Source organism: Microbacterium alcoholitolerans, assembly GCF_050408615.1.
In the GTDB taxonomy this organism is placed as follows: Bacteria; Actinomycetota; Actinomycetes; order Actinomycetales; family Microbacteriaceae; genus Microbacterium.
This window is the reverse complement of the sequence record NZ_JBNTKD010000001.1, coordinates 2831417-2854221: the sequence shown is the minus strand read 5'-3', so window position 1 is coordinate 2854221 and position 22805 is coordinate 2831417. Positions and strand designations below refer to the sequence as shown.

The 22805-nt window shown below is 67.8% G+C and carries 23 protein-coding genes and 2 tRNA genes; 9 read left to right on the top strand and 16 right to left on the bottom strand.

Going from position 1 to position 22805, the window contains the following annotated elements:
- Window positions 1-34: 34 nt before the first annotated feature.
- Window positions 35-1741: a cytochrome c biogenesis protein CcdA gene (locus tag ACQUSX_RS13825; RefSeq protein ID WP_428907479.1), complete on the bottom strand. Its 1707-nt coding sequence runs from the start codon at window positions 1739-1741 to the stop codon at window positions 35-37.
- Window positions 1742-1904: 163 nt separating this feature from the next.
- Between ACQUSX_RS13825 and ACQUSX_RS13820 the strand changes: the two genes are divergently transcribed.
- Window positions 1905-2564: a fasciclin domain-containing protein gene (locus tag ACQUSX_RS13820; RefSeq protein WP_428907478.1), complete on the top strand. Its 660-nt coding sequence runs from the start codon at window positions 1905-1907 to the stop codon at window positions 2562-2564.
- A gap of 130 nt (window positions 2565-2694) precedes the next feature.
- Here ACQUSX_RS13820 and ACQUSX_RS13815 read toward each other — a convergent pair.
- Window positions 2695-2766, bottom strand: a tRNA-Lys gene (locus ACQUSX_RS13815).
- 110 nt (window positions 2767-2876) lie between these two features.
- Here ACQUSX_RS13815 and ACQUSX_RS13810 point away from each other — a divergent pair.
- Window positions 2877-3704: a serine hydrolase domain-containing protein gene (locus tag ACQUSX_RS13810; RefSeq protein WP_428907477.1), complete on the top strand. Its 828-nt coding sequence runs from the start codon at window positions 2877-2879 to the stop codon at window positions 3702-3704.
- Window positions 3705-3746: 42 nt separating this feature from the next.
- On the opposite strand, the gene ACQUSX_RS13805 is transcribed toward ACQUSX_RS13810, so the two are convergent.
- Window positions 3747-4289 (bottom strand): CGNR zinc finger domain-containing protein, encoded by a 543-nt coding sequence (locus ACQUSX_RS13805; protein ID WP_428907476.1) that lies wholly within the window; start codon window positions 4287-4289, stop codon window positions 3747-3749.
- A 25-nt stretch (window positions 4290-4314) separates the two neighbouring features.
- Between ACQUSX_RS13805 and ACQUSX_RS13800 the strand changes: the two genes are divergently transcribed.
- Window positions 4315-4560: a hypothetical protein gene (locus ACQUSX_RS13800; protein WP_428907475.1), complete on the top strand. Its 246-nt coding sequence runs from the start codon at window positions 4315-4317 to the stop codon at window positions 4558-4560.
- 17 nt (window positions 4561-4577) lie between these two features.
- On the opposite strand, the gene ACQUSX_RS13795 is transcribed toward ACQUSX_RS13800, so the two are convergent.
- A complete protein-coding gene (locus ACQUSX_RS13795; RefSeq protein ID WP_428907474.1) occupies window positions 4578-5237 on the bottom strand; it encodes an IMPACT family protein in 660 nt (219 codons plus the stop codon).
- Between the two features lie 55 nt (window positions 5238-5292).
- Here ACQUSX_RS13795 and ACQUSX_RS13790 point away from each other — a divergent pair, with 55 nt between their 5' ends.
- The 3 genes from ACQUSX_RS13790 to ACQUSX_RS13780 all read left to right on the top strand — a co-directional run bounded on the left by ACQUSX_RS13790 (window position 5293) and on the right by ACQUSX_RS13780 (window position 8109).
- Window positions 5293-5970 carry a response regulator transcription factor gene (locus ACQUSX_RS13790; protein WP_428907473.1) on the top strand — a complete coding sequence of 226 codons (678 nt, stop codon included), beginning with the start codon at window positions 5293-5295 and terminating at the stop codon, window positions 5968-5970.
- A gap of 2 nt (window positions 5971-5972) precedes the next feature.
- Window positions 5973-7298, top strand: coding sequence for a sensor histidine kinase (locus tag ACQUSX_RS13785; RefSeq protein WP_428907472.1), 1326 nt, complete (start codon window positions 5973-5975; stop codon window positions 7296-7298).
- Window positions 7299-7365: 67 nt separating this feature from the next.
- The gene (locus ACQUSX_RS13780; protein ID WP_428907471.1) at window positions 7366-8109 is read left to right on the top strand and encodes a PepSY domain-containing protein; all 744 of its coding nucleotides are present in this window, start codon (window positions 7366-7368) and stop codon (window positions 8107-8109) included.
- 13 nt (window positions 8110-8122) lie between these two features.
- On the opposite strand, the gene ACQUSX_RS13775 is transcribed toward ACQUSX_RS13780, so the two are convergent.
- Both ACQUSX_RS13775 and ACQUSX_RS13770 read right to left on the bottom strand, forming a co-directional pair.
- The gene (locus tag ACQUSX_RS13775) at window positions 8123-8695 is read right to left on the bottom strand and encodes a DUF1697 domain-containing protein (RefSeq protein ID WP_428907470.1); all 573 of its coding nucleotides are present in this window, start codon (window positions 8693-8695) and stop codon (window positions 8123-8125) included.
- Window positions 8692-9291: an isochorismatase family protein gene (locus tag ACQUSX_RS13770; RefSeq protein WP_428907469.1), complete on the bottom strand. Its 600-nt coding sequence runs from the start codon at window positions 9289-9291 to the stop codon at window positions 8692-8694. The genes ACQUSX_RS13775 and ACQUSX_RS13770 overlap by 4 nt, the downstream gene beginning before the upstream one ends.
- A 474-nt stretch (window positions 9292-9765) precedes the next feature.
- Between ACQUSX_RS13770 and ACQUSX_RS13765 the strand changes: the two genes are divergently transcribed.
- Both ACQUSX_RS13765 and ACQUSX_RS13760 read left to right on the top strand, forming a co-directional pair.
- A complete protein-coding gene (locus ACQUSX_RS13765; protein WP_428907646.1) occupies window positions 9766-11433 on the top strand; it encodes a sodium:solute symporter family protein in 1668 nt (555 codons plus the stop codon).
- Window position 11434: 1 nt separating this feature from the next.
- A complete protein-coding gene (locus tag ACQUSX_RS13760) occupies window positions 11435-11572 on the top strand; it encodes a putative transporter small subunit (protein ID WP_428907468.1) in 138 nt (45 codons plus the stop codon).
- A 61-nt stretch (window positions 11573-11633) separates the two neighbouring features.
- Here ACQUSX_RS13760 and ACQUSX_RS13755 read toward each other — a convergent pair.
- From ACQUSX_RS13755 to ACQUSX_RS13715, 9 genes are all read right to left on the bottom strand, one after another.
- A tRNA-Thr gene (locus ACQUSX_RS13755) sits at window positions 11634-11705 on the bottom strand.
- 68 nt (window positions 11706-11773) lie between these two features.
- Window positions 11774-12421, bottom strand: a complete 648-nt coding sequence (locus ACQUSX_RS13750) for a TetR/AcrR family transcriptional regulator (RefSeq protein WP_428907467.1) — start codon at window positions 12419-12421, stop codon at window positions 11774-11776.
- 83 nt (window positions 12422-12504) lie between these two features.
- Window positions 12505-14013, bottom strand: a complete 1509-nt coding sequence (locus ACQUSX_RS13745; RefSeq protein ID WP_428907645.1) for an alpha/beta hydrolase — start codon at window positions 14011-14013, stop codon at window positions 12505-12507.
- 53 nt (window positions 14014-14066) lie between these two features.
- Window positions 14067-15224 (bottom strand): DNA polymerase III subunit delta', encoded by a 1158-nt coding sequence (locus ACQUSX_RS13740; protein WP_428907466.1) that lies wholly within the window; start codon window positions 15222-15224, stop codon window positions 14067-14069.
- Window positions 15225-15330: 106 nt separating this feature from the next.
- Window positions 15331-15957, bottom strand: coding sequence for a dTMP kinase (tmk, locus tag ACQUSX_RS13735; RefSeq protein WP_428907465.1), 627 nt, complete (start codon window positions 15955-15957; stop codon window positions 15331-15333).
- A complete protein-coding gene (gene topA / locus ACQUSX_RS13730) occupies window positions 15954-18794 on the bottom strand; it encodes a type I DNA topoisomerase (protein ID WP_428907464.1) in 2841 nt (946 codons plus the stop codon). The genes tmk and topA overlap by 4 nt, the downstream gene beginning before the upstream one ends.
- 113 nt (window positions 18795-18907) lie before the next feature.
- Window positions 18908-19237: an Rv3654c family TadE-like protein gene (locus ACQUSX_RS13725; protein WP_428907463.1), complete on the bottom strand. Its 330-nt coding sequence runs from the start codon at window positions 19235-19237 to the stop codon at window positions 18908-18910.
- Between the two features lie 57 nt (window positions 19238-19294).
- Window positions 19295-19672 carry a TadE family type IV pilus minor pilin gene (locus ACQUSX_RS13720; RefSeq protein WP_428907462.1) on the bottom strand — a complete coding sequence of 126 codons (378 nt, stop codon included), beginning with the start codon at window positions 19670-19672 and terminating at the stop codon, window positions 19295-19297.
- The gene (locus ACQUSX_RS13715; protein WP_428907644.1) at window positions 19672-19881 is read right to left on the bottom strand and encodes a DUF4244 domain-containing protein; all 210 of its coding nucleotides are present in this window, start codon (window positions 19879-19881) and stop codon (window positions 19672-19674) included. The genes ACQUSX_RS13720 and ACQUSX_RS13715 overlap by 1 nt, the downstream gene beginning before the upstream one ends.
- On the opposite strand from ACQUSX_RS13715, the gene ACQUSX_RS13710 reads away from it, so the two are divergent.
- Window positions 19807-21375 carry a recombinase family protein gene (locus ACQUSX_RS13710; protein ID WP_428907461.1) on the top strand — a complete coding sequence of 523 codons (1569 nt, stop codon included), beginning with the start codon at window positions 19807-19809 and terminating at the stop codon, window positions 21373-21375. The two genes, ACQUSX_RS13715 and ACQUSX_RS13710, sit on opposite strands and share 75 nt — an antisense overlap.
- 665 nt (window positions 21376-22040) lie before the next feature.
- Here the strand turns inward: ACQUSX_RS13710 and ACQUSX_RS13705 are convergent.
- Window positions 22041-22688, bottom strand: a complete 648-nt coding sequence (locus tag ACQUSX_RS13705; protein WP_428907460.1) for a recombinase family protein — start codon at window positions 22686-22688, stop codon at window positions 22041-22043.
- Window positions 22689-22805 lie beyond the last annotated feature (117 nt).

The window sequence follows — 22805 nt, the reverse complement described above, 5'->3', positions numbered from 1 at the left end:
GCATTCCTTCCCGTCGCCCCCGGACGCCACTCCGTCACCCGAAGGTGAACGAATACGCGCGGACTCCCGGTGTGAGTTCGAGCGTCAGGGTGCCGTCGTGGGCGGCGTCCTCGACGAGCGGGTGCGAGCGCGGCGTGCCGTCCACTCGGATCGTCGTGCTCGTGCCGTCATCGAGACGGGCGACGATCTCGCCGGATCCGGCGAGCACGACCCGCACCTCGGATGCCCGATAGGACAGTCGGATGCCGGCGCTCTCGTCACCCGCCGGGGTGACGTACTGTGTCTCGACCTTCCATCGGCCATCCAGCGCGAACGAGCCTTCCGGCATCGGCTCGGGGAACTCGAATTCCTCGCGGCCCGCTCCGTAGTCGCCCGCTCCCCCGTAGTTGACCTCCTTCGACCAGCCGAGGAACGTCTCGCGCGTCGTCGAGCCTGCCTCCGGCGTCGTGTCGGTCACCTCGGTGGCGTCAGGCAGCGACACGCCGGGATCGGCGTCCTGCAGCAGCTCTCGGATCATCTTCTCGGTCGCCGCGTAATTGCCCTCGCCGAAACTGATGTGCCGGACCGTGCCGTTCGCATCGATCAGGTAGTGCGCGGGCCAGTACCGGTTCCGATACGCCGTCCAGGTGGAGAGGCTGTTGTCGAGGGCCACCGGGTACTCGATGCCGAAGTCCTCGGCTCCCGCGCGGACGTTGCCGACCTCCTTCTCGAAGGAGTACTCCGGCGAGTGGATGCCGATGACGCACAGCCCCGCATCGCGATACGTGTCGTCCCAAGCGACGACGTGCGGAATGGAGCGCTGGCAGTTGATGCACGAGTACGCCCAGAAGTCGATCAGCACGACCTCGCCGCGCAGCTCGTCCAGATCGACGGCCGCACCGCCGGGAGTGTTCAGCCACGCCTCGATGCCGCGGATGGCCGGGGCGGTTCCGCATTCCTCCAGCACGGTGGCCCCGTTCGTGCAGTTGCCCAGCTCACGGTTCTCGTCCGTGACGAGTCCGCCCAGATCGAGCGCGTCTCCCTGACGCTCCGCGAGATCCTGCTGAAGGCCGGCGGTGTAGTCCGGCAGCAGTCGCTGCAGCATCTGCGGAACGTTGAACACCAGTCCGACGGCGAGCGCGATCATCGCGACGCCAGCGGTGATGCGCAGCGCGCGTTCCCTCGTGCGGAAGGCGCGGATGCGCTCGACGAGGCCTCGCCCGGCGAGGGCGAAGAAGAGCAGCGGCACAGCGACCCCGATGGCGAACGACACGGTGAGCAGCACGGTGTCGATGCCGATCCGACCGGTGGATCCCGCGACGATGATCGCCGCCAGGACCGGGCCGGCGCACGGCACGAAGACGGCGCCGAGCGCGAGCCCGACGCCGAAGCCTCCACCGCGGTTGGCCACCTCTTTGCGCGGGATCCACTGGAACGGCTTCTCGAGGAGCTGCTCCAGGCGAGGGATGATGAGCGCGATGCCGAGCAGCACGAGCACCGCGATGCCGACCCAGCGGATCACGTCCTGCGGCAGGTTGAGCAGCCCGAGGATCAGCGACCCGACGAGGGTGACCAGGCTGAAGCTGAGCATGAGTCCCGCGATCACCAGGTAGGGGCGGCTGCGACGAGCCGGAGTGACCTCGTCGTCGTATCTCGCGGACTGCGCTCCACCCGTCAAGAAGATGACGGGGAGCACCGGCAGGATGCACGGTGAGATGCCTGTGATGAGACCGCCGAGCAGCCCGATGATGATCAGATCCATGATCCGCCTTCCGTCCCTCGTTCTTCGGATCTGGCCCCGGATCGGATTGGGGGTCGGCGGCTCTGGAACTTTCTTGCGCTCCGATCCCATCCGATTCCGAGGCGCCTCCGAACAACCTCCAACGCCGCGGGATCACCGCGGCACCGAATCCCCGGAGGTTGAAATGCTCAGCACCAAGAAGAAGTTCACCGCAGCTGTCTCGCTCGGCTTCGCCGGCGTACTCGTTCTGGCCGGATGTTCGATGGGCGGCGGTGAGACCCAGGAGCCGTCGAGCGAGCCGAAGCCCGTCGAGAGCTCGGAGGCGGCCCCCGAGATGATGGATCCGGCCGCGAACCTCGTCGGTCCCGGATGCGAGGCCTATGCCGAGCAGGTGCCGGACGGCGACGGCTCGATCCAGGGCATGTCGCAGGACCCCGTCGCCGTCGCAGCATCCAACAACCCGCTGCTCACGACGCTCGTGTCCGCCGTCAGCGGCCAGCTGAACCCCGATGTGAACCTCGTCGACACGCTCAACGGCGATGAGTTCACCGTGTTCGCCCCCGTCGACGACGCCTTCGCGAAGATCGACCCCGCAACCATCGAGGCGCTGAAGACGGACGCCGACACGCTGAGCTCGATCCTCACGTACCACGTGGTCCCCGGTCAGATCGCTCCCGCCGACATCGAAGGCATGCACACCACGGTGCAGGGCGCTGACGTCGAGGTGACCGGCTCTGGCGAGGAGTGGATGGTCAACGATGCGAACGTCATCTGCGGTGGCGTGCAGACCGCCAACGCGACGGTCTACCTGATCGACTCGGTGCTGATGCCCCCGGCCGAGTGAGTGACCGGCCGTGCGGCGTGGGGACGCCGCACGGGCCAGTGAACGGGGCGAGCGGGAGGGGAGCCTCGTTTCCCGGGGAGCGTGCCCGTCGATTCGTCGGCGGGCACGTTCTCGTGCTGAGGATCAGAAGTGCCCCCGGGGAATTCCGACATCCCGACCCACGGATTAAAAGTCCGTTGCTCTGCCTCTGAGCTACGGGGGCAGATGCCGGCGCGTGTGTCGCCGGCACCGCGTCCGAGTCTAAACCACAGCCTCCAGCGCTTGACTCGGATGCACGGCCGACTCGCGCCACGACGTGGGAGGATCGAGTGCATGAGTGCTCTCGACGACGTACTGACCCGCATCGAGGACTGGCCGGCAGAGAACGCCGCGGCCGCCGTGATCGCCGCCGACGGCAGGGTGCTCGCCTCGCACGGCGATCTCGAGCAGCCGTATCGGCTCGCTTCGGTGACGAAGCCGCTGACAGCCTACGCCGCGCTCATCGCCGTCGAGGAGGGCGTCTTCGACCTCGATGATCCGGCAGGGCCCGAGGGTTCGACGGTGCGGCACCTGCTCGCCCACACGTCCGGGCTGGACTTCTCCGAAGACAAGGTGCGCGCCGCGCCCGGCACGCGGCGGATCTACTCGAACCGCGGGTTCGATGTGCTCGCCGACACCCTCGCCGCCCGTGCCGAGATCCCGTTCGGAACCTACCTCTCCGAGGCGGTGTTCGCGCCGCTCGGCATGACGGACTCCCGGCTGGACGGCTCGGCGGGTGCCGGTGCAGTGGCATCCGTCGGCGATCTCTCCCGCTTCGCTGCGGAACTGCAGCGACCGACGCTGCTCGCCGCACAGACGCTCACCGAGGCGACGACGGTCGCGTTCCCCGGTCTGGACGGGGTGCTTCCGGGCTACGGCACGCAGCGTCCGAACGACTGGGGGCTCGGCTTCGAGCTGCGCGACGGCAAGAGCCCGCACTGGACGGGCAGCGCCAACTCCCCGGCGACCTTCGGGCATTTCGGGCAGTCAGGGACGTTCCTGTGGGTGGACCCACAGGCCGGCGTCGCCTGCGTCGCGGTCGCCGACCGCGACTTCGGGCCGTGGGCCGTCGAGGCCTGGCCACCGTTCTCGGATGCTGTGCTCGCGGCCCTGCACGGCTGAGCAGACCGCGCGTCAGGACGGCCGGGAGCCAGATGTCGGTTCTCAGGGCTCAAAACCGACATTCGGCTCCCCGCCACGCGCTCGGTGCCTCCGCACCGCATCGCGGTTGGAGCAGCGCACCGAGCAGTAGCGCTGGCGACCGTTGCGCGTCACATCCACGAACACCTTCGCGCAGGGTGAGGCAGCGCAACGTCCGAGCCGGTGCATCCCCCGCTCGGTCAGATGAAGTGCAGTGCCGACACTGAAGACCGCCTCGAGCACCTCCGGAAGCGAACGGCCTGCGTCGCGGTAGTGCAGATGCCACCCCTCCCCGTCGTGATCCGTCAACTGCGGGTAGGCGGCCGCTGCCGCCATCTGCGCGTTCAGCGCAGCGGCCCGCGCGGCGTCGTCGGCGGCATCCACGACCGCCAGCCAGCCATCAAGGACGGCACGGGTGCGGGCATGGTCGTCGGATGCCGAGTCGAACGTCATGGTCATGCCGAAATCGCGGGTGCGCTGCTCGATGCCATCACGGTCTTGCGGCCAGTCATTGGCGAGGGAAGCCGCCAGCAGAACAGCGTACTCGCCGTAAGGGTTGAGATGCATAAGGCCATTACATCATCGTGGAGGCATGACCGCATCACACACCTTGCCCATCAGGATCCCGAACCGCGTGCCGCTGCACGAGCACGGCTGGGTCACCGAGTCCTCGCATCGCACGTCCGCGGGCGTCGTCGTGTACGTCCACTGCGCGGCCTGCGGCACCCGGCGGGTCGACCTTCACGACAGCACGAGCCTGCCTCCGGTGCCCCAGAGCACGGAAGTCGCAGGACGCTCGAACAGGCGACGCGCTCGCCCGGCAGGCTCCGGCGGGTGATGCCGACCGCTGCTTCCTCAGCGCGGCACGTCGATGACGCGCTCGGTGCCGCTGCGCGCCAGCGCCACGGCGCCGCCCGACGCCGCGGCGACCTCGGCGGCGAGTGCAGGCAGCGCCGAGGCCGGTGCCCATACCTCGAACGTCGCATCCGCCGCGTACGAAGCGTCCCCCAGCACCGCGCCATGATCGGCCACCCAGGCGCGCAGCAGGTTGCCGAAGCGGCCGGCCTCGGCGTGCGAGACGGCGACGGTCGCCTGCGCCAGTGGCATCCGATCCACCAGCGCCGCTCGGTCGAGGGCATCCGACACTGCCGACGAGTACGCGCGCACGAGCCCGCCGGCGCCGAGCTTGATGCCGCCGAAGTAGCGGGTGACGACCGCCACGACGTCGGTGAGGTTCCTGCGCCGCAGCACCTCGAGCATCGGCATCCCCGCGGTGCCGGAAGGCTCGCCGTCATCCGATGAGCGAGCGCGGTCGCCGTGCAGCCCGGTCACCTGGGCACTGCAGTTGTGCCTGGCATCCCAGAACCGCTTCTTGATCTCGGCGATGACCTCGTCGGCGTGCTCCGGCGAGGTGACCGGCGCCACGTGCGTGATGAACCGCGACTTCCTGATCACCAGCTCGTCGTCGACGGGCACCGCGATGCTCGCAGGCAGCGACAGCGAGCGATCGGACACCGCTCCAGGCTATGGCTTCAGTTGCGCTTCAGCATCCAGCCGACAGACTGTGAGGATGCGGATACTGCTGGTCGATGACGAGGTGCGGCTCGCCGACGGCATCCGACGCGGGCTCGAGGCGGAGGGCATGGTCGTCGAGGTGGCGCACGACGGCCTCGCGGGCCTGGACCTGGCACGCGACGGCGACTACGACGCGATCGTGCTGGATGTGATGATGCCCGGCATGAGCGGCTACCGCGTGTGCCAGGCGCTGCGCGCCGAGGGCGATTGGACGCCGGTGCTGTTCCTCACCGCGAAGGACGGCGAATGGGACGAGGTCGAGGGTCTCGACACCGGCGGTGACGACTGGCTCACCAAGCCGTTCTCGTACCCTGTGCTCGTGGCGCGGCTGCGCGCCCTGGTGCGCCGCGGCGCCCGCGAGCGCCCCGCCGTGCTCGAGGCAGGAGACCTGCGCCTCGATCCGGCGGCGCGACGCGTGTTCCGCGGCGACGAGGAGATATCGCTGACCGCACGCGAGATCACCGTGCTCGACTTCCTGCTGCGCCGCCGCGGCGAGGTGGTCACCAAGCCCGAGATCATCGCGAACGTGTGGGGTGCCGATTTCGAAGGCGACGCCAACATCGTCGAGGTCTACATCGGGCATCTGCGCTCGAAGATCGACCGCCCGTTCGGTCGCGAGGCGATTCAGACGGTGCGCGGCGCCGGCTACCGGCTCTCCGGCACGGGCGGATGATGATGGCATCCCCGCTGCGATCGATCCGCGCCCGGCTCACGCTGGGCGCGCTGGTCGTCGTGACGATCGCACTCATTCTCGGCGCGATCGTCGCCGTCCAGCTCGTGAGGGTGTCGCTCACCGACGCGGTCGCAGGGGCGCTGCAGCAGGATCTCGACACGATATCCGCGCAGCTCGATGACGACGACCTGAACCTGGACGCCATCGACGACGATCTGCTGGTGCGCGTGCACGGGGGTGGCGACGCGGATGATGACGACGACGACGTCCGTGAAGGCGTCAATGATTCGGATGCCAGGGCACTGCCGGCCGTTCCGGAGGACACGACGGCCCACATCGACATCGACGGCGAAGCGCATCTGGCGGCGAGCACCGACAGCGACCGCGGCACCGTGACCGTCGCGCGCTCGCTGGCCGGAGTTGACGAGGCCGTCGGCGCGACGGGCGTCGTTCTCGCGATCGCCGTTCCGCTCGTGCTCGCCCTCGTCGGCATCGTGCTCTGGGTCGTCTCCAGCCGTGCCCTCGCTCCCGTCGAGCGGTTGCGCAGGCAGGTCGACGCGATCGACGCCACGGGCCTCGATCGACGCGTGGATGCCGAGCGCGAAGACGAGCTCGGCGCGCTCGCGCGGACGATGAATCGGATGCTGGATCGCATCGAGCAGTCCCAGACGACCCAGCGGCGCTTCGTCAGCGACGCCTCGCACGAGCTGCGCTCTCCCCTGGCCACCATCCGGCAGCACGCTGAGCTCGCGCACGCCCACCCGGAGGCGAGTTCGCTCGACGGGCTCAGCAGGGTGGTGCTCGACGAGGGCGCGCGGATGCAGGATCTCGTGGAGGGGCTGCTGGTGCTCGCGCGGCTGGACGAGGGTCGTGCTGGCGCCATGGCTCCCACGGACCTCGATGACCTGGCCCTGGCTGAGGCGCAGCGCCTGCGCGGGATGGGTGTGCAGACGGACGGCCGCGGCATCGGCCCCGGACGGGTTCTCGGCAGCGAGCAGCTGCTGTCGCGCGCGCTGCGCAATCTCGTGGACAACGCGGCGCGCCATGCGCGCAGCCTGGTGACGATCAGGGTGTTCGAGCGCCAAGGCCGGGTGCTCCTGCAGGTCGAGGACGACGGCCCGGGCATCCCCGCCGAGCAGCGCGAGCACGTCTTCGATCGCTTCGCCCGGCTCGATGAGGCGCGAGCGCGCGATGCCGGCGGCAGCGGTCTCGGTCTGGCGATCGCCCGCGAGATCGCGCTGGCCCATGGCGGCACGCTCGTGGTCGGCGAAGGCGCCGCCGGCGGTGCGATGTTCACTCTGACGCTGCCGGCGACGAGCGCGCAGTGATCGCATCCTGAAGAGGCGTTCAGGACTCTTCAGGAGGGCTTCACCGCCCTCGTCGCAGAGTGGAAGCATGAACACCGACGAGAACACCCAGCCCCTGCCAGAAGACACCGCGGCGAGCGCTCCTATCGACGCGAAGTCCCCCCGACCGCGACACCGACGCAATCTGCTGATCGGCCTCGGTGCCGCAGTCGCGCTGGTCGCGATGGGCGGCGGCGCCTATGCCATCGCCTCGGCCGCCGACGATGACGACGATCGCGCCGCCAGCAGCGCGGTCTCGGGTGCGGTTGCCGGCTCGACGGATGACGACAGCACGTCCGACGATGACCGACCCGAGGACGATGACCGACGCGGCGACGACGATCGCGCCGTGGCGACCACGGGCTCCGCATTCGCCGCCTCGGACGCGTCGGCCATGCGCGATGCCGCCGAGCAGGCGATCGCACATGTCGATGGCACCGGCGTGACCTCCATCGAGGTCGAGCGCGGCGGCTACGACATCGACGTGCTCCTCGCCGACGGCACCGAGTACGACGTCTTCGTCGGCGTGGACGGCACGATCCGAGAGCACCGCGATGACGACGACGACAGCAGCGATCCCGCGCTCGATCTGACGAAGCTCGGCGACATCATCGCCGCCGCCCAGTCCGCGGCGACCGCCGAGGCCGGCGATGCCGGTGTCGTCGACTCCGTCTCGACGGATGACGACTCGTCGAAGGCTTACGAGGTCGAGCTCCGTCTGAACGACCGCCGTGACGTCGAGATCGAGCTGAACGCCGACCTGACCGTGGTCACGATCGACATCGACGACTGAGCGTCCACCGTCGTCACGCCGACGCGGTCAGCTCGACGAGTCTGCGGAGCGTATTGAGGTTCCGCGCCGTGCCGGCCGTGCCGAGCGCGCGATCGAGAGCGCTCTTGGTGAGCTTCGTCGACGCCACCCCTCCGTCGCCGTAATCGATCCAGAGATCGCACCCGATCAGCTCGACCCGCTCCCCCGGAAGCAGCCGCGGGGTCAGCTGCTCGATCGCCGTCGGCACGGCCTCACTCTCGAGGAACATCACGTGCACCATCTTGTCCAGCGGTGCGTCCGGGAACGGATTCGCATCCAGCGCCGCGACGAGCTCATCGTGCGTGCGCAGGATGACCGGGGTGTCGACGTCGAACCGCTCGGCGATCAGCCCGCGGACCTCGGCGCACACGGCCTCACGGTCCTCGCCCGGTTCGCAGATGATGTTGCCGCTGGCGATGTACGTCGACACCGAGCGCAACGCCGTGCGCTCGCTGAGCAGCTCGCGCAGCTCCGCCATCGGCACCCGGTTCGCGCCGGACACGTTGACCGCCCGAAGCAGCAGCGCGCAGCGCCGGCTCATCCCCTGACTGACGTCGCGCCGGCTCACGCCGAGTCGCCGTCCGTGGCATCCGCGCTCACGGCGAGCACCGCGCCGGCGTGTGCGAGCTCGGCCAGTGCCGCCTCGCTGGATTCGACGCCGACGCCGGCCGTCAGGTCGGTGAGCACGCGCACATGGACGCCGTGTTCGATGGCATCCAGTGCCGAAGCCCGCACGCAGTGGTCCGTCGCGATGCCGACGATGTCGGCATCCGTCACCCCGTGCGCCGCCAGCACCTCGGCGACACTCGCGCCGTCCTCGGCGACGCCCTCGAACATCGAGTAGGCGGGGACGCCCTGCCCCTTCCGGACGTGGTGGGTGACGGCATCCGTCACCAGCAGCGGGTCGTAGTCCGCGCCCGCCGTGTCCGCTACGCAGTGCGCCGGCCACGAGTCGACGTAGTCGGGCGCGTCGGCGAAGTGCCCGCCGTTGTCGCCCTCCGCGTCGTGCCAGTCCCGCGACGCGATGATGACGGCGTAGTCATCGGCGCGCGATGCCAGCAGGTCGGAGACGGCGGATGCCACGGCATCCCCGCCCTCGACGGCGAGCGCGCCGCCCTCGGTGAAATCGTTCTGCACGTCGACGATCAGCAATGCCCTGGTCATGCTTCGAGGGTACGCCGAGACCGCGCGCATTTGACTTGCCCGCCCGGCTTGCTACGTTGGAGAGGCGGGCCGGATACGCTCGCTGCGCTGCCGCCGTTCGCGAGCGCCCGCCCGTTCGGGGCATCAGATGCCCCACTTGCAGGCGCGCCACGACTGCGCCTCGTCGTGAGCAGCGCCGTGTTCCTTCCGGCTTCCGCACGGACGGCTGCGCCGTTCGCGCATGCGCGAATCACCTCGCTGGGCGAGGGGTGATGCCGCGCGCGTGCTCACCGACGATAGGAACTGTATGCCGGCCTGCGCAACACCTGCCCTCGCCTCTGACCCCACGCTCATCTCCGGCCCGCTCAAGGCCACTCTCCCCTCCCGTTAGCACTCTCTCGTCCCCGTGCTCCGGCCTCACTGCCGGCCCCTTCGACAAGAGAGAAAAACGTGGAAAACCTGCAATCGCTTTCCGGACCGATCGTGGTCCTGCTCATGCTGCTGTTCTTCGGCGGCAGCCTGTACATGTCGCTGCGCATCCGCAAGCGCACCGAGAACGCCGACGGCTACATGACCGGCGGCGGCAAGATCGGGTTCGGCATCTCGGCGGCATCCATGACCGCCACCTGGATCTGGGCGTCATCGATGTACGCCTCCGCCACCTCCGGCTACACCTACGGCATCTCCGGCCCGATCCACTACGGGCTGTGGGGCGCGCTGATGATCCTGCTCATCTACCCCTTCGGCAAGCGGATCCGCAAGGTCGCGCCGAAGGCGCACACCATCGCCGAGGTGATGTTCGCCCGGCACGGTCGATCCAGCCAGCTGATGCTCGCCGGATCCAACGTGCTCGGCAGCATCATCAGCCTCACCTCGAACCTCATCGCCGGTGGCGCGCTGATCTCGATGCTCTCTCCGTTCACGTTCAGCCAGGGCATCCTCGCCATCGGCGCGGGCGTGCTGCTGTACACGCTGTGGTCCGGCTTCCGCGCCTCGGTGCTCACCGACTTCGCGCAGGTGTGCGCGATGCTCGGTGCGGTGATCGTGATCATCCCCGTGGTGTTCTTCGCCGCGGGCGGCCCGAGCCTGTTCGAGACCGGTGCGTCGAACCTCACCCCGCAGCAGGGCGACTTCTTCTCATCAGACGCGTTCTTCAACCAGGGCGCGCCGTACATCGCCGCCGTGCTGGCCTACGCGATCGGAAACCAGACCATCGCGCAGCGCCTGTTCGCCGTGCGAGAGGACCTGATCAAGAAGACGTTCATCACCGCCACCTTCGGGTACGGCGCGACGATCATCGGCATCGGGATGCTGGGAGTCATCGCCCTCTATGCGGGGATCACCCCGACCGGCGGCGATGTGAACAACCTGATCCCGCAGATGGCCGCGACGTACCTGTCGCCGCTGCTGCTGTGCGTGTTCTTCGTCATGATCATCGGCTCGCTGTCGTCGACGGCGGATGCCGATCTGACCGCCCTGTCCTCGATCGTGATGGCCGACATCTACGGTCAGAACATCGCCGGCAAGAAGAACGCGAACCCGCGCACGATGGTGCTGATCGGCCGCATCACGATGGTCGTCGCAATGGTCGCGGGCCTGTTCTTCGCAGGATCGCAGTTCAACATCCTCGATCTGCTGGTGTTCGTCGGCGCCCTGTGGGGTGCGCTGGTGTTCCCAGTGATCGCGAGCTTCTACTGGAACCGTGTCACCAACCTCGCCTTCTCGGTGTCGGTTGTCGTCGCGCTGGCTGCGTTCCTGCCGGTGCGCTTCGAGTGGATCGACCTGAGCGGACCGGTCGGGATCGTTTCGGATGTGCTGTCGACGATCGGCATCGGCGTGGTGCTGGGATTGATGGCGTTCGGCTTCTTCGGCAAGCGCGTGGCGCTCATCGTGGGAGCGGTGGCGACCCTGGCATCCGCTCCGTTCGCGATCGGCTTCCTGCACACCTACCCGGTGCTGTCGGGCTCGCTCATCGCCTACGCGGTGTCGACGATCGTCTGCGTCGCCCTCACACTGCCCAGCAAGAAGGCCGACTTCGACTTCGATGTGATCAAGCAGCGCACCGGCGACTTCGACTCGGTCGACACCGGCGAGCTGAACGCCGAGCTGGTGCAGCTCACCGAAGCCGAGAAGCCGCTGTCCGCTGAGAACGAGAGGAACTGACATGGAGATGTCGACCATCGCACTGACCGCCTACGTGCTCGTGTGGCCGGTGATCGTCGCGGGTACGCTCACGGTCATCGTCCGCGCGTTCGTCAAGGAGGCGAAGAAGGCCAAGGCCGAGGGGCGCTCGATCATCTGATCGCGGCCTCCCGCAGAGACGGAGAAGGGGCCGGGATGCTGTGCATCCCGGCCCCTGTTCGAGCCACCTGTCAGGATCGAACTGACGGCCTTCCCATTACGAGTGGGATGCTCTACCACTGAGCTAAGGTGGCGTGCGCGGTGAACCGCGGCACGATCATCGATCCTACTATGCCGAAGCCGCTGCCGCGAAACCGAGGCCTCACCCGAGGTCGGATGCGGTGCCGGTCTCCGGATCGGATGCTGTCTCGGATGCCGGCTGCGCGCCGACCGCGCGCAGGCAGAACCTCGTGATCGCGGCGATGACGGCAGCCGGATCGTCGTCCTCCAGTGTGAGCGGGACGAGCGGGCCGATGAGGGCCACGCTGATCGCGCCGACGATTCCAGCGGCGGTTATCCGGGGATCCTGCGGGGCGAACTCGCCGTCGCGCACACCGTCCACCACGATCTCGGCGAGTATGTCCACGTACCCTTGCCGATACGCCTGGCGCTCCACTTCGATCTCGCGGCTGACCGGCTCGGCGAGCAGAGCCCACGCCAGCCGACCCGCGCGCAGCGCGCGGGTGGCGAAGGTGTCGATCATCGCGATCAGCCGGCCGGTGGCATCCGAGGATCGGGTTCCGGCGATCGCTCGATCGACGGCTGCCATCTCGACCCCGGCGCAGCGACGGAACACCTCCGCAAGCAGTTCGTCGAGATTCGCGGCATAGGCCGACATCGCCGCGGTGCTCATACCGGCGCGGCCGGCCACCGCCTTCGCCGAGGCGGCCCCGAACCCGGAATCGCGGACGATCGCCATCGCGGCCTGCACGAGGTCCTCGCGGCGCCCGGTGCCCCTTCTCTGTGTCATGCGTGTCTCCTCATCGAGCTCGTCTGACTCATTGCATGTGCGCCTGAGGGTGCACCGCAGTCTGCGACGCACCGCTCACGTACTCACTCGCAGCGCAGCCCGTCCTCCGGCACGGTGCCGTCGATGAGGAAGCCCTCCACCGCGTCGTCCACGCAGGAGTTGCCCTTGTTGTATCCGGTGTGGCCCTCGCCGACGCGGGTGACGAGCACGCCGTTCTCGAGCTGCTCGGCGAGCGACTCCGACCAGGCGTACGGGGTGGCCGGATCGTTCGTCGTGCCGATGACGACGATCGGACCGGAGCCGGACGCCGCGATCTCATCGCGCGTGCCGACCGGCGGATAAGGCCAGGTCTCGCAGGGATCCGGTCCGTCCCAGTACGGGGCGAACGTCGGAGCCACGTCCTCGACGATCTTCATCGACGCTTCCTCGGCGGCGGGGTCGTCCTCCACCGGGTAGTCCATGCAGTTGTACGCGCGGAACGCCTCAGCCGAGTTGTCGATGTACTCGCCGTCGGGCCCGCGACTGTTGTAGCTGTCGGCCAGCGCGAACATCACCGATGGATCGCCCTGCAGCACGGCGGTGATCCCCTGGGTGAGGTACGGCCAGCTGTCCGCGCTGTACAGCGCGGTGATCGTGCCGGTGACCGCTGTGTCGACGGTCAGCATCCGACCGTCGCCGTTCGGAACGGGCGAGCGCGCGATGCTCGCCAACAGCGCCTGGAAGTCCGTGAGCGCTTCGTCGAGCGATCCGCTGAACGGGCATTCGGCGGTGCCGAGGCAGTCCTCCAGATACGCGCGCAGGGCGGACTCGAACCCGCCTGCCTGCGTCGCGCCGACCTCCAGGCCGGGCACCGACGGGTCGATGGCGCCGTCGAGCACGAGGCGCTGCGCGCGCTCGGGGTACAGCCTGGCGTAGGTGGCGCCGAGGAAGGTGCCGTAGGAGTAGCCGAGGTAGTTCAGCACCTCATCCCCCAGCACGGCGCGGATCAGATCCATGTCGCGTGCGGAGTTGACGGTGGTGATGAAGGGCAGGATGCCACCGCTGTTCGCCTCGCACGCCTCGGAGTACTCCTGGTTGCGCGCGTTGAGCGCGTCCTCCCACTCTGCGCTGCCGCGTTCGCCCTCTACGACGCCGTAGTTGTACTCGTCCATCGCAGCGCCGTCGAGACACTCGACCGCAGTGGAGCGTCCGACGCCGCGCGGGTCGAAGCCGATCACGTCGAAGCGCTCGATGATGTCTGCGCCCACGGCGTAGTCGAGTGAGTCGGCGACGAAGTCGTAGCCGCTGCCGCCGGGACCGCCCGGGTTGATCAGCAGCGAGCCCTGGAACTCGCCGGTCGCCTGATGGCGCACGAGCGCCAGCGAGATCTCGCCGTCGCCGGGGTTGTCCCAGTCGAGCGGGGCCGTGACCTCGGTGCAGTCGAAGCGCACGCCGCAGGGCTGCCAGTCGACCTCCTGCGAGTAGTACGGCAGCAGCTCGGGAGCGACACCCGCAGTGTCCGGCGTGCGGGTCGTCGAGGTCCGCTCTTCGGGTATCTGCGAGTACAGGCATCCGGACAGTGCGACGGATGCCACCGCGAGGCCGGCGACCATGCTGATCAGCCGGCGCAGGCGCGGTGCTCGCCAGCGGGGTTCGGTTCGGTGGTTCACGGTGTCCTTCCGCTGGAGATGGTCACGAGCAGGCTCTCGATGGCGAGCAGCGGAGCGACGTTGCGCTCGAGCGACTCGCGGGTGTCGGCGATGGCGTCGAGCACGAGGATCGTGCGCTGCACGGGCCACGCGTCGGCGAGAGCGGCGAGCTCATCCCGCAGCTCGGTGTTGATGAGGTGGTCACCGCGGCCGTACTGCAGCATGACGACGTCGCGGTACATCGACTGCAGATCCGTGAGCACCCGATCGATGCCGTCGCGCAGACTCCGCGTCGCCCGCTTCTTCTGGTCGTCTTCGAGCGCCGAGACCTGGGAGCGCACGGCGGGCGGCACGGCCTGCCCCTCTGCGATGCCGACGGTGCGCAGCAGGGCTGCGCGCTCGGCCGCATCGCGCTCCGCAGTCAGAGCCTTCGCGTCGTCCGTGGCGGCTTGGATGATGAGGCCAGCGACCTCGACTGCGGTGCCGACCCCGCGAACCCCCAGCACGGCGCGCAGGCTCTGCTCGCGGCGGCTGCGGGCCTGCTCGTCGACGGCGAGGCGCTGCGCCATGCCGATGTGACGCTGTGCGTGCCTGGCGGCCTGCTCGGCGGTGGCCTCGTCGACGCCGCTGCGCAGCGAGATGAGTCTCGCGACATCGGCCACGTCGGGTTCGCGCAGTCGCAGGGCGCGCACCCGGGAGCGGATCGTGGGCAGCAGGTCTGCCTCGCTCGGCGCGCACAGCAGCCAGACCGTCTTCTCGGGCGGCTCTTCGAGGGCTTTGAGGAGCACGTTGGAGGTGCGCTCGACCATGCGATCGGCGTCCTCGACGACGATCACGCGGTAGCGGCCGGCCGAGGGGGCGAAATACGAGCGCTCCACGAGCGCGCGCGCCTCTTTGATCGTGATGATGACCTTGTCGGTGCGCAGCGCCGTGACATCCGGATGCGTGCCGGCGAGCACCTGGCGCATGGTCGCCTCGTCATCCGGGCCGTCGGCGATCAGGGCCGCAGCGAACGCGTACGCCAGAGTCGAGCGACCTGATCCCGGAGGACCGGTGATCAGCCAGGCGTGCGACATCGACGCCGGGTCGGCGGAGGCCTGGCGCAGCGTCTGCACCGCGGCTTCCTGACCCCAGACATCCGACCACGGGAACGGGGCGGCCTGGACGGAGGTCATGGCATCAACCCTATCCGCGGCATCCGACAAGCACCTGCGAGGTGACGGCCGCTCGCGCCGGCGCTGTGCGCTGTGAGCGTCGCCGGGTGAACGGTCATCGCACGGGTCAGACAAGCAGGGATACGCGCGCGCGGATCAGCACGGCGATGTCTTCGGGGTCCGTCGAGGCGTCGACGACGAGGAAGCGCTGGGGCTCGGCCATGGCGAGAGCGAGGAACGCCTCGCGCACGCGCGCGTGGAACTCCTCCTTCTCGGCCTCGAGCCTGTCGAAGGGCTTGTCGTCGGCATCCAGCCGATGTCTGGCTGTCACGGGATCGATGTCGAGCAGCACCGTCAGATGCGGAAGGGCCCCGCCTGTCGCCCACAGCGACAGATCGCGCACCTCGTCGGCATCCAGCACCCGCCCCGCACCCTGGTAGGCGACGGAGGAGTCGAGGTAGCGATCCTGGATGACGACCTCGCCGCGCTCGAGCGCCGGCCGGACGACCGTCGCGACGTGATGCGCGCGGTCAGCGGCGTACAGGAGCGCCTCTGCACGCGGAGCGATGTCGCCGCGGTGGTGCAGCACGATGTCGCGGATGAGCACGCCCACGTCCGACCCGCCCGGCTCGCGGGTGCGCAGCACTGTGCGGCCACGGTCGCTGATCCACTCCGCCAGCAGCGCGGCCTGGGTCGACTTGCCTGACCCGTCACCGCCTTCGAACGTGATCCAGAGACCGTCGGGTCGGGTCACGAACTCGCCTTCGCCTTGGCGGCCGCGTTCGCGGCACGGGTAGCCGCTGCCTTCTTCGCAGCGGCGGAGCGTGCCGCGGCCTTCTCGGCGTCGGTCACTTCGTCTCGCTGCGCTCGCTCAGTGCGCCGTTTGGCGGATGCTTTCGCCGGTGCCTTTTTCGCGGGCGCCTTCTTCGCGGGCGCCTTCTTGCCGCGCTTGGTGGCCGGTCCCTTGGCGCGCTTGTCGGCGAGCATCTGCACGGCGATCTCGAAGGTGATCTCGTCGGGTGTCTGGCCGCGCGGGATGGTCACGTTCGTCTCGCCGTCAGTCACGTACGGACCGAAGCGGCCGTCGCGCACGCGGATCGGCTTTCCGCTGACCGGGTCGGCGTCGAACTCCTTCAGGGCGCTGGAGGCCTTGCGTGCGCCGTACTTCGGCTGGGCGTACAGCTCGAGCGCCTGCTCGAGCGTGATGTCGAAGATCTGATCCTCGCTCTCCAGCGAGCGCGAGTCGGTGCCCTTCTTCAGGTACGGGCCGAACCTGCCGTTCTGGGCGGTGATCTCCTCACCGGATTCCGGATCGGCCCCCACGATGCGGGGCAGGCTGAGCAGCTTCAGCGCGGTGGCGAGGTCGATGGTCTCGACCGACATCGAGCGCAGCAGCGACGCCGTGCGGGGCTTCGGCGCGGCATCCTTCTTCGCGGACTTCTTCTTGGGCTTGTCGACGACCTCGCCGGTGGCGGTGTCGACGGAGTCGTCCTCGGAGACCGGGTCGTTCTCCTGCACGTACGGACCGAACCGGCCGTCCTTGACGACGACGATCTTGCGGTTCTCGGGGTTCTCGCCCAGCACGCGGTCGCCGGCGACGGGGGCGTCGACGAGTTCCTGGGCCTTCTCGGCGGTGAGCTCGTCCGGCGCCAGATCCTCCGGCACGTTGACGATTCGAGGTTTGGCTTCCGGGTTCGCCGGGTCGGCGACCTCGAGGTAGGGGCCGTACTTGCCGAATCGCAGCGTGGCGGTATCGGTGATGCGCGTGGAGTTCAGTGCGCGCGCGTCGATCTCACCGAGGTTGTCGACCACCTGACGAAGTCCCACCTGCGACTCCGAGCCGTAGTAGAACGAACGCAGCCACTCCACCCGGTTCTGCTCGCCGCGGGCGATCGCGTCGAGGTCGTCCTCGAGGGCAGCAGTGAAGTCGTAGTCGATCAGGTCGGCGAAGTGCTGCTCGAGCAGGCGCACCACGCTGAAGGCGAGCCACGTCGGCACCAGAGCCTGGCCGCGCTTGGTGGCGTAGCCGCGGTCGATGACCGTGCCGATGGTGCTGGCGAAGGTCGACGGGCGGCCGATGCCGTGCTCTTCGAGCGCCTTCACCAGCGACGCCTCGGTGTAGCGGGGCTTCGGAGTGGTGCGGTGCCCCTTGGCGACGGCATCCGACATCCCCACCTCGTCGCCGACGGCGACGGCGGGCAGCGACTGGTCGTCGGCCTTGTCCTGCGAGTTGCGCTTCTCGTCGCGCCCCTCTTCGTACGCCTCGAGGAATCCTCGGAACGTGTAGACGGTGCCGGATGCGGTGAACTCGGCCTTCTGGCCGGCAGCATCCGCTTCGAGGGTCACGGTGGTGGTCTCGTACTTGGCATCCGACATCTGGCTGGCGACGGTGCGCTTCCAGATCAGGTCGTAGAGCCGCTGCTCATCGCGGTCGAGCCCCGAGGCCACCGCCGACGGCGTGCGGAACGTGTCGCCCGACGGCCGGATGGCCTCGTGCGCCTCCTGCGCGTTCTTGCTCTTGGACTTGTAGACGCGCGGCTTCAGCGGCACGGCGGAGTCGCCGTACAGCGCGACCGCCTGGCTGCGGGCCGCCTGGATCGCCTGCGTGCTCAGCGCGACCGAGTCGGTGCGCATATAGGTGATGTAGCCCTTCTCGTACAGGCGCTGGGCCACGCCCATGGCGTGCTTGGCGCTCATCGAGAGCTTGCGACCGGCCTCCTGCTGCATGGTGGAGGTGGTGAACGGTGCGTACGGGCTGCGGGTGCCGGGCTTCGCCTCGACCTTGCTGACGGTGGCGGAGCCGGCGGCGTCGACCGCGGCGGCGAGCGCCTCTGCCTGCTGCTCGGTGAGCACGACGACGGCCTTCTTGAGCTTTCCGGTGTCGTCGAAGTCGGTGCCGCGGGCCAGCTGGCCGCCGTCGACGCGCACGAGGCGCGTGCTGAACGACTGCCCGGTTGCTGATGCGTTCGCCTCGACGTCCCAGTACTCGGCCGACACGAAGGCCATGCGCTCGCGTTCGCGCTCGACGATCATTCGGGTGGCGGCGGACTGCACGCGCCCGGCGGAAAGACCGGACTTGACCTTGTACCAGAGCACCGGCGACACATCCCAGCCGTACAGACGGTCGAGGATTCGACGGGTCTCCTGTGCGTCGACCAGTGCGAGATCGAGTTCGCGGGTGTTGCCGACCGCCGACTGGATGGCGTCCTTGGTGATCTCGTGGAAGACCATGCGCTTGACGGGCACCTTGGGCTTGAGCGTCTCGAGCAGGTGCCAGGCGATGGCCTCGCCCTCGCGATCCTCATCTGTGGCGAGCAGGACTTCGTCGGCGCTCTTCAGTGCACGGCGCAGCTCGGCGACCGTCTTCGTCTTGCGATCGGAGACGACGTAGTAGGGGTCGAAGTCGTTCTCGACATCGATCGAGTACTTCCCGTATGCCTTCTTGTCGTCGGCGGGGATGTCCTTCTTGTCGGCGAGGTCGCGGATGTGGCCGACCGAGCTCAGCACCTCGTAGCCGTCGCCGAGGTACCCCTGGATCGATCGCATCTTCGTCGGCGACTCGACGATGACGAGCTTCTTGCCTTCAGCCACGGGTGCGTCCTTTCTTCGAAGCACACCATACACACCGCTTTCCCGGTGTGAGCCGAGAGTACCGAGGACGGGGATCGTCGGAAAGCAGCGATGGGATGTGAGGGGGTTCACCGTCATGATTGCTCCGGCGGACCCGCTCGGGCCCGGGATGCGGCGACGAGACCAGCGTACGCGGATTTGACCTCCACTGTCGCCGCGAGTCCGTCGATCCGGCAGTGCGAGAGCGTCGCATCGGATGCCGCGGCGACCCGCGCTGCGAGAGCGCAGGGGTCGGTCTCGGTGGCGACCGCACCCGAGACGGCATCGGCCGCGGCGAGGGCTGCGGCGTCGGCCGCTCCCGCGGTGCGCTGCGCGGTGACCGCTGCGCCGCCGACGACCGCGAGCCCGAGTGACAGCGTCGCCGCGACCGTCAGCACACCGGCTGCGAGTGCTGTTCCGGCCATGGCGGCCTCCTCTCTGTTGGGTTCAGGTCTGTCTGGGGGCTGCTCGGCCGACGCCGTTCACAGCCCACCGGCGAGCGCGCAGCTCGAGGCGCTCAGCGGCACCGAGATCACCCGGCCGATGCGCATCTCGATCGATGCCGTGACGCACACGAGGTCGCCGTCCGTGCGCGAGGCGGAGCGCGCGCCGTCGACGGACGCCGACACGACGCCGGCCGCGCGGTCCGCGCTCTCACCGCGGCCCAGCAGTCTCGCCGCATCGGCAGCGGCATCCTGGAGAGACACCTGCGTCGCGGCGGCGCTCAGCGCACCGACGCCGAGCAGCAGTGCCAGCAGCACCGCCGGCAGCGCGACGGCGAGCTCAGCCGCGACGGATCCGCGCTCCTCACGGGCCGCACGGCTGAACCCGCCGCCGCAGTGCCATCGGGGCAGCCGCATCACGACACCGTGAGTGCCCGCCGCACGAGATCGGTCAGGATGCCGCGCACCTCATCTGAGCGCATGATCACAACGAGCAGCCCGGCGAAGGCGACAGCCGCCGCTGTGGAGCCAAACGGGCATAGAATCCCGATATGGCTAAGAAGGCACTGCGAGCGGCGATCTACGTGCGTCAGAGCGTACGCGAGGACCAAGGCATCTCCCAGCAGATCGCAGAGTGCAAGCGCCGGGTTAAGGGCGAGGGCTGGAAGCTCGTTGAGACGTACAACGACAACGCCACGTCTGCAACCAAGGAGCGCGGCGAGGGCACCGAGTGGGCGCGGATGCTTGTCGACATCGACGCGGGCAAGCTCGATGTGATCGTGTCCGTTACAGCCGCTCGGCTTCTTCGTCGCATGGTCGATGTGTACGAACTCACCAAGCCGAAGCGGGATGTGCGGATCGTCACCCTTCGCGATGGCATCGACACGTCTACTCTCGGCGGTCGGATGATGCTCACCATGCTTGTTCTGTTCGCGGAAGCTGAGATCGAGGAGAAGGAAGCACGCGCCATCCCCTACCGTGCCGCACGGCGTGAGGCAGGGCATCCCGCGCCCGGTCTGGTGCCGTACGGGTACAGGTGGATTCCGAAGCTTGAGCGGGATGAGAAGGGCACTCGGTACGCCGTCGTACCGGCAGAGGCTGAGGTCATCCGCTACATGTCGCGGGAGCTTCTAGGCGGTGCCAAGCTCGGTGAGATCGTCCGCGCTCTCAACGATCAGGGCAAGGTCACCCGTAAGGGCGCTAGGTGGACGGCGAGCACTGTTCGGCGGCTTCTCATCTCGCCGTTCCAAGCCGGGATGCTTCCGCCGCCGATGCCTGAGGACACACGCCCGGATGCCAAGCGTCCCCGGATGCCGTACAACCCTGAGGCGTTCACTTGGTCTGAGTGTGTCCCCGGCGCATGGGAACCGATCTTGAGTGAGGATGCCGTGATCGTTGCGCGCGGGATTCTGCTCGATGAGAGCCGCCGAACGCACGACGGCAACACCAAGGCGAAGCACCTTCTTAGCGGTGTCGGGCGTTGTGGGAAGTGCCACGGCCCCATGCGTGCGACCCTCACCAAGACCACGAATCCCGTGCGCGGCTACAGGTGTACAGCGGGCTGTTTCCAGCGACCGGCGAGCATCATCGAGGGCTTCATAGCCGAAGCTGTGATTAAGGTTCTGAGCGCCCCCGGATTGCTCAAGTGGGTAGACGACGACGGGCAGGATATCGACGCTCTGAGGGCCGCTAGAGAGGCGCTGAAGGCGCGTAGAGCAGAGGCCGAAGGGCTGTACCGTACGGGCAAGCTCAGCGGCTCTACGTTCTCGCTCATGGTGGATGAGATCGACGCCGAAGCGGAGCGGATCGACCATGAGCTAGCCGAAGCTATCCGGGTGAATCCGCTTGCCGAGTTCGTCAGCGTCGATGACGTGCGCGGGCTGTGGGAGAGCTTGAGCACCGGACGGAAGCGGGCCATCCTCTCGGCTCTCGTCTACTCCGCCGATGTCCTGCCTGTGGGTAAGGGCGTGAGGGTCAAGACGGTAGAAGAGGCAGAGGGAACCATCGTGCTCAAGTGGCGTCGAGCAGAGCACCGCGTTAGCTGGGACACCGGCGAGACTACCCATATCGGGAAGGTGCCTACAGAGGCTCAGGCGGCGATCTCAGCCGCTCTCAACTGAGCCGGGATGTGCCACAGCTCGGGCACTCCCAGCGCTCGCCGCGTGGCGTTGCGCGGGCATCCATCGGCACTAGGCACCGCTCACAGTTAGGCGCGGCCCCGTCGAAATCATCCCCGTCTGACATGGGGATGTCGGGATCGATGGGCGGCAGGATCATGGATGACACGGTACCCGTTGGGCCTCCGTGCAATCGATGAATTGTGCATAGCCTGTGGATAACTACACCAATGTAGTTCCTGTTACCGGATCGTTATGCTTGGGTTGTGATCCGCGTGATTCCGCACCACGGGAACCGCTGGGAACCGCTGGGAACCGCTGGGAACCGTCTAGCGGATCGGACATCTCCGACATTTCGCCCTTGAGTCATCCCGTCAGCACCCGACCCCCAACACAAGGTGCTTATTCACACATAGAATCGTAGACAGCGAGAAACCCCCTCACTTTCACGGGTTCGGGGGCTTCTCGTCAACATAGGTGTCACTGCCTCTACAGTGACTGGCGACCTCTGCCTAAGCGGCGGGGCCAAGAGCCGTCCGTAGCTACCAACTGCGGGCGGCTCTTTACAGTCTACGTCACCTATTAGGTTAGGTGAGCGCCAATCTTGAAGTTACGTGTGAACTTTCGCGACAACTTTCATGAGTCTGCTTACGCAAGTTCTTACGTTCCTACTTGAGCGTGCGCGCTGTCTCGCTAGTGACCATGGCCCTGATAGTGCTCGCGTAGAATTTTCCGCCCTTGGCTGTCGGCACTCCCTCATCATTCAGGGTGCGGGCAATCGCGTTCATGCTGATCCCCTGCCGGTGCATGTCCAGCACCCGCCTGTAGGTCGGCAAGAACCCCGGATCGACCACGCGGCCAAAGACAGCACCCTGACGCTTCTTTTCTGCCATGCCTTCTTTGGTGCGCACAGAGATGATGTCCCGTTCACGCTCTGCCAAGGCGGCATCGAGGTACGTCCGGAACTTGCCGTCTGCCGTTGTGTCGAGCTTGTCACCCGAGAGGATGATTCCCCATCCCCGCTTCTTGGATCGCGCCATGAGAGAGGCGACATCCCCAACGTTGCGTGAGAGGCGATCCATGCGGACGGCCATGAGCACATCGGCCTTGTGCTTGTCGAGGAGGTCGAGGGCTTCAGCGAGCTTGTCGCGGCCCTCAAGACTCTTTCCGCTCTTACCTTCCTCGCGTACTACTTCGAACTCGTAGCCGCGCCGCATAGCTTCAAGGGCAAGTGCTTGTTCCTGAGCTTCGAGCGACACGCCGTTCTCCACCTGGTCATCGGTGGACACCCGGCAGTAGAGGAGAGCTTTCGTCATGACCCTAGTGTACATAAAGGGAACCCCTTATGTACAGCGATGCCCTCTCCGCGACCTGGATGAAGAGGACGGAACGGAGAGGGCATCGTGTTCCCAGCGCCTAGGGCATACCGGCGC

Coding starts and splice junctions, on each gene's coding strand:
- ACQUSX_RS13750 (WP_428907467.1), bottom strand. CDS start 12,421: ATGACACAGAGAAGGGGCACCGGGCGCCGCGAGGACCTCGTGCAGGCC.
- ACQUSX_RS13710 (WP_428907461.1), top strand. CDS start 19,807: ATGGCTAAGAAGGCACTGCGAGCGGCGATCTACGTGCGTCAGAGCGTA.
- ACQUSX_RS13770 (WP_428907469.1), bottom strand. CDS start 9,291: ATGACCAGGGCATTGCTGATCGTCGACGTGCAGAACGATTTCACCGAG.
- ACQUSX_RS13705 (WP_428907460.1), bottom strand. CDS start 22,688: ATGACGAAAGCTCTCCTCTACTGCCGGGTGTCCACCGATGACCAGGTG.
- ACQUSX_RS13800 (WP_428907475.1), top strand. CDS start 4,315: ATGACCGCATCACACACCTTGCCCATCAGGATCCCGAACCGCGTGCCG.
- ACQUSX_RS13790 (WP_428907473.1), top strand. CDS start 5,293: ATGCGGATACTGCTGGTCGATGACGAGGTGCGGCTCGCCGACGGCATC.
- ACQUSX_RS13780 (WP_428907471.1), top strand. CDS start 7,366: ATGAACACCGACGAGAACACCCAGCCCCTGCCAGAAGACACCGCGGCG.
- ACQUSX_RS13805 (WP_428907476.1), bottom strand. CDS start 4,289: ATGCATCTCAACCCTTACGGCGAGTACGCTGTTCTGCTGGCGGCTTCC.
- ACQUSX_RS13740 (WP_428907466.1), bottom strand. CDS start 15,224: ATGACCTCCGTCCAGGCCGCCCCGTTCCCGTGGTCGGATGTCTGGGGT.
- ACQUSX_RS13725 (WP_428907463.1), bottom strand. CDS start 19,237: ATGGCCGGAACAGCACTCGCAGCCGGTGTGCTGACGGTCGCGGCGACG.
- ACQUSX_RS13825 (WP_428907479.1), bottom strand. CDS start 1,741: ATGGATCTGATCATCATCGGGCTGCTCGGCGGTCTCATCACAGGCATC.
- ACQUSX_RS13720 (WP_428907462.1), bottom strand. CDS start 19,672: ATGCGGCTGCCCCGATGGCACTGCGGCGGCGGGTTCAGCCGTGCGGCC.
- ACQUSX_RS13810 (WP_428907477.1), top strand. CDS start 2,877: ATGAGTGCTCTCGACGACGTACTGACCCGCATCGAGGACTGGCCGGCA.
- ACQUSX_RS13765 (WP_428907646.1), top strand. CDS start 9,766: ATGCTGCTGTTCTTCGGCGGCAGCCTGTACATGTCGCTGCGCATCCGC.
- ACQUSX_RS13745 (WP_428907645.1), bottom strand. CDS start 14,013: ATGGTCGCCGGCCTCGCGGTGGCATCCGTCGCACTGTCCGGATGCCTG.
- ACQUSX_RS13785 (WP_428907472.1), top strand. CDS start 5,973: ATGGCATCCCCGCTGCGATCGATCCGCGCCCGGCTCACGCTGGGCGCG.
- ACQUSX_RS13760 (WP_428907468.1), top strand. CDS start 11,435: ATGGAGATGTCGACCATCGCACTGACCGCCTACGTGCTCGTGTGGCCG.
- ACQUSX_RS13820 (WP_428907478.1), top strand. CDS start 1,905: ATGCTCAGCACCAAGAAGAAGTTCACCGCAGCTGTCTCGCTCGGCTTC.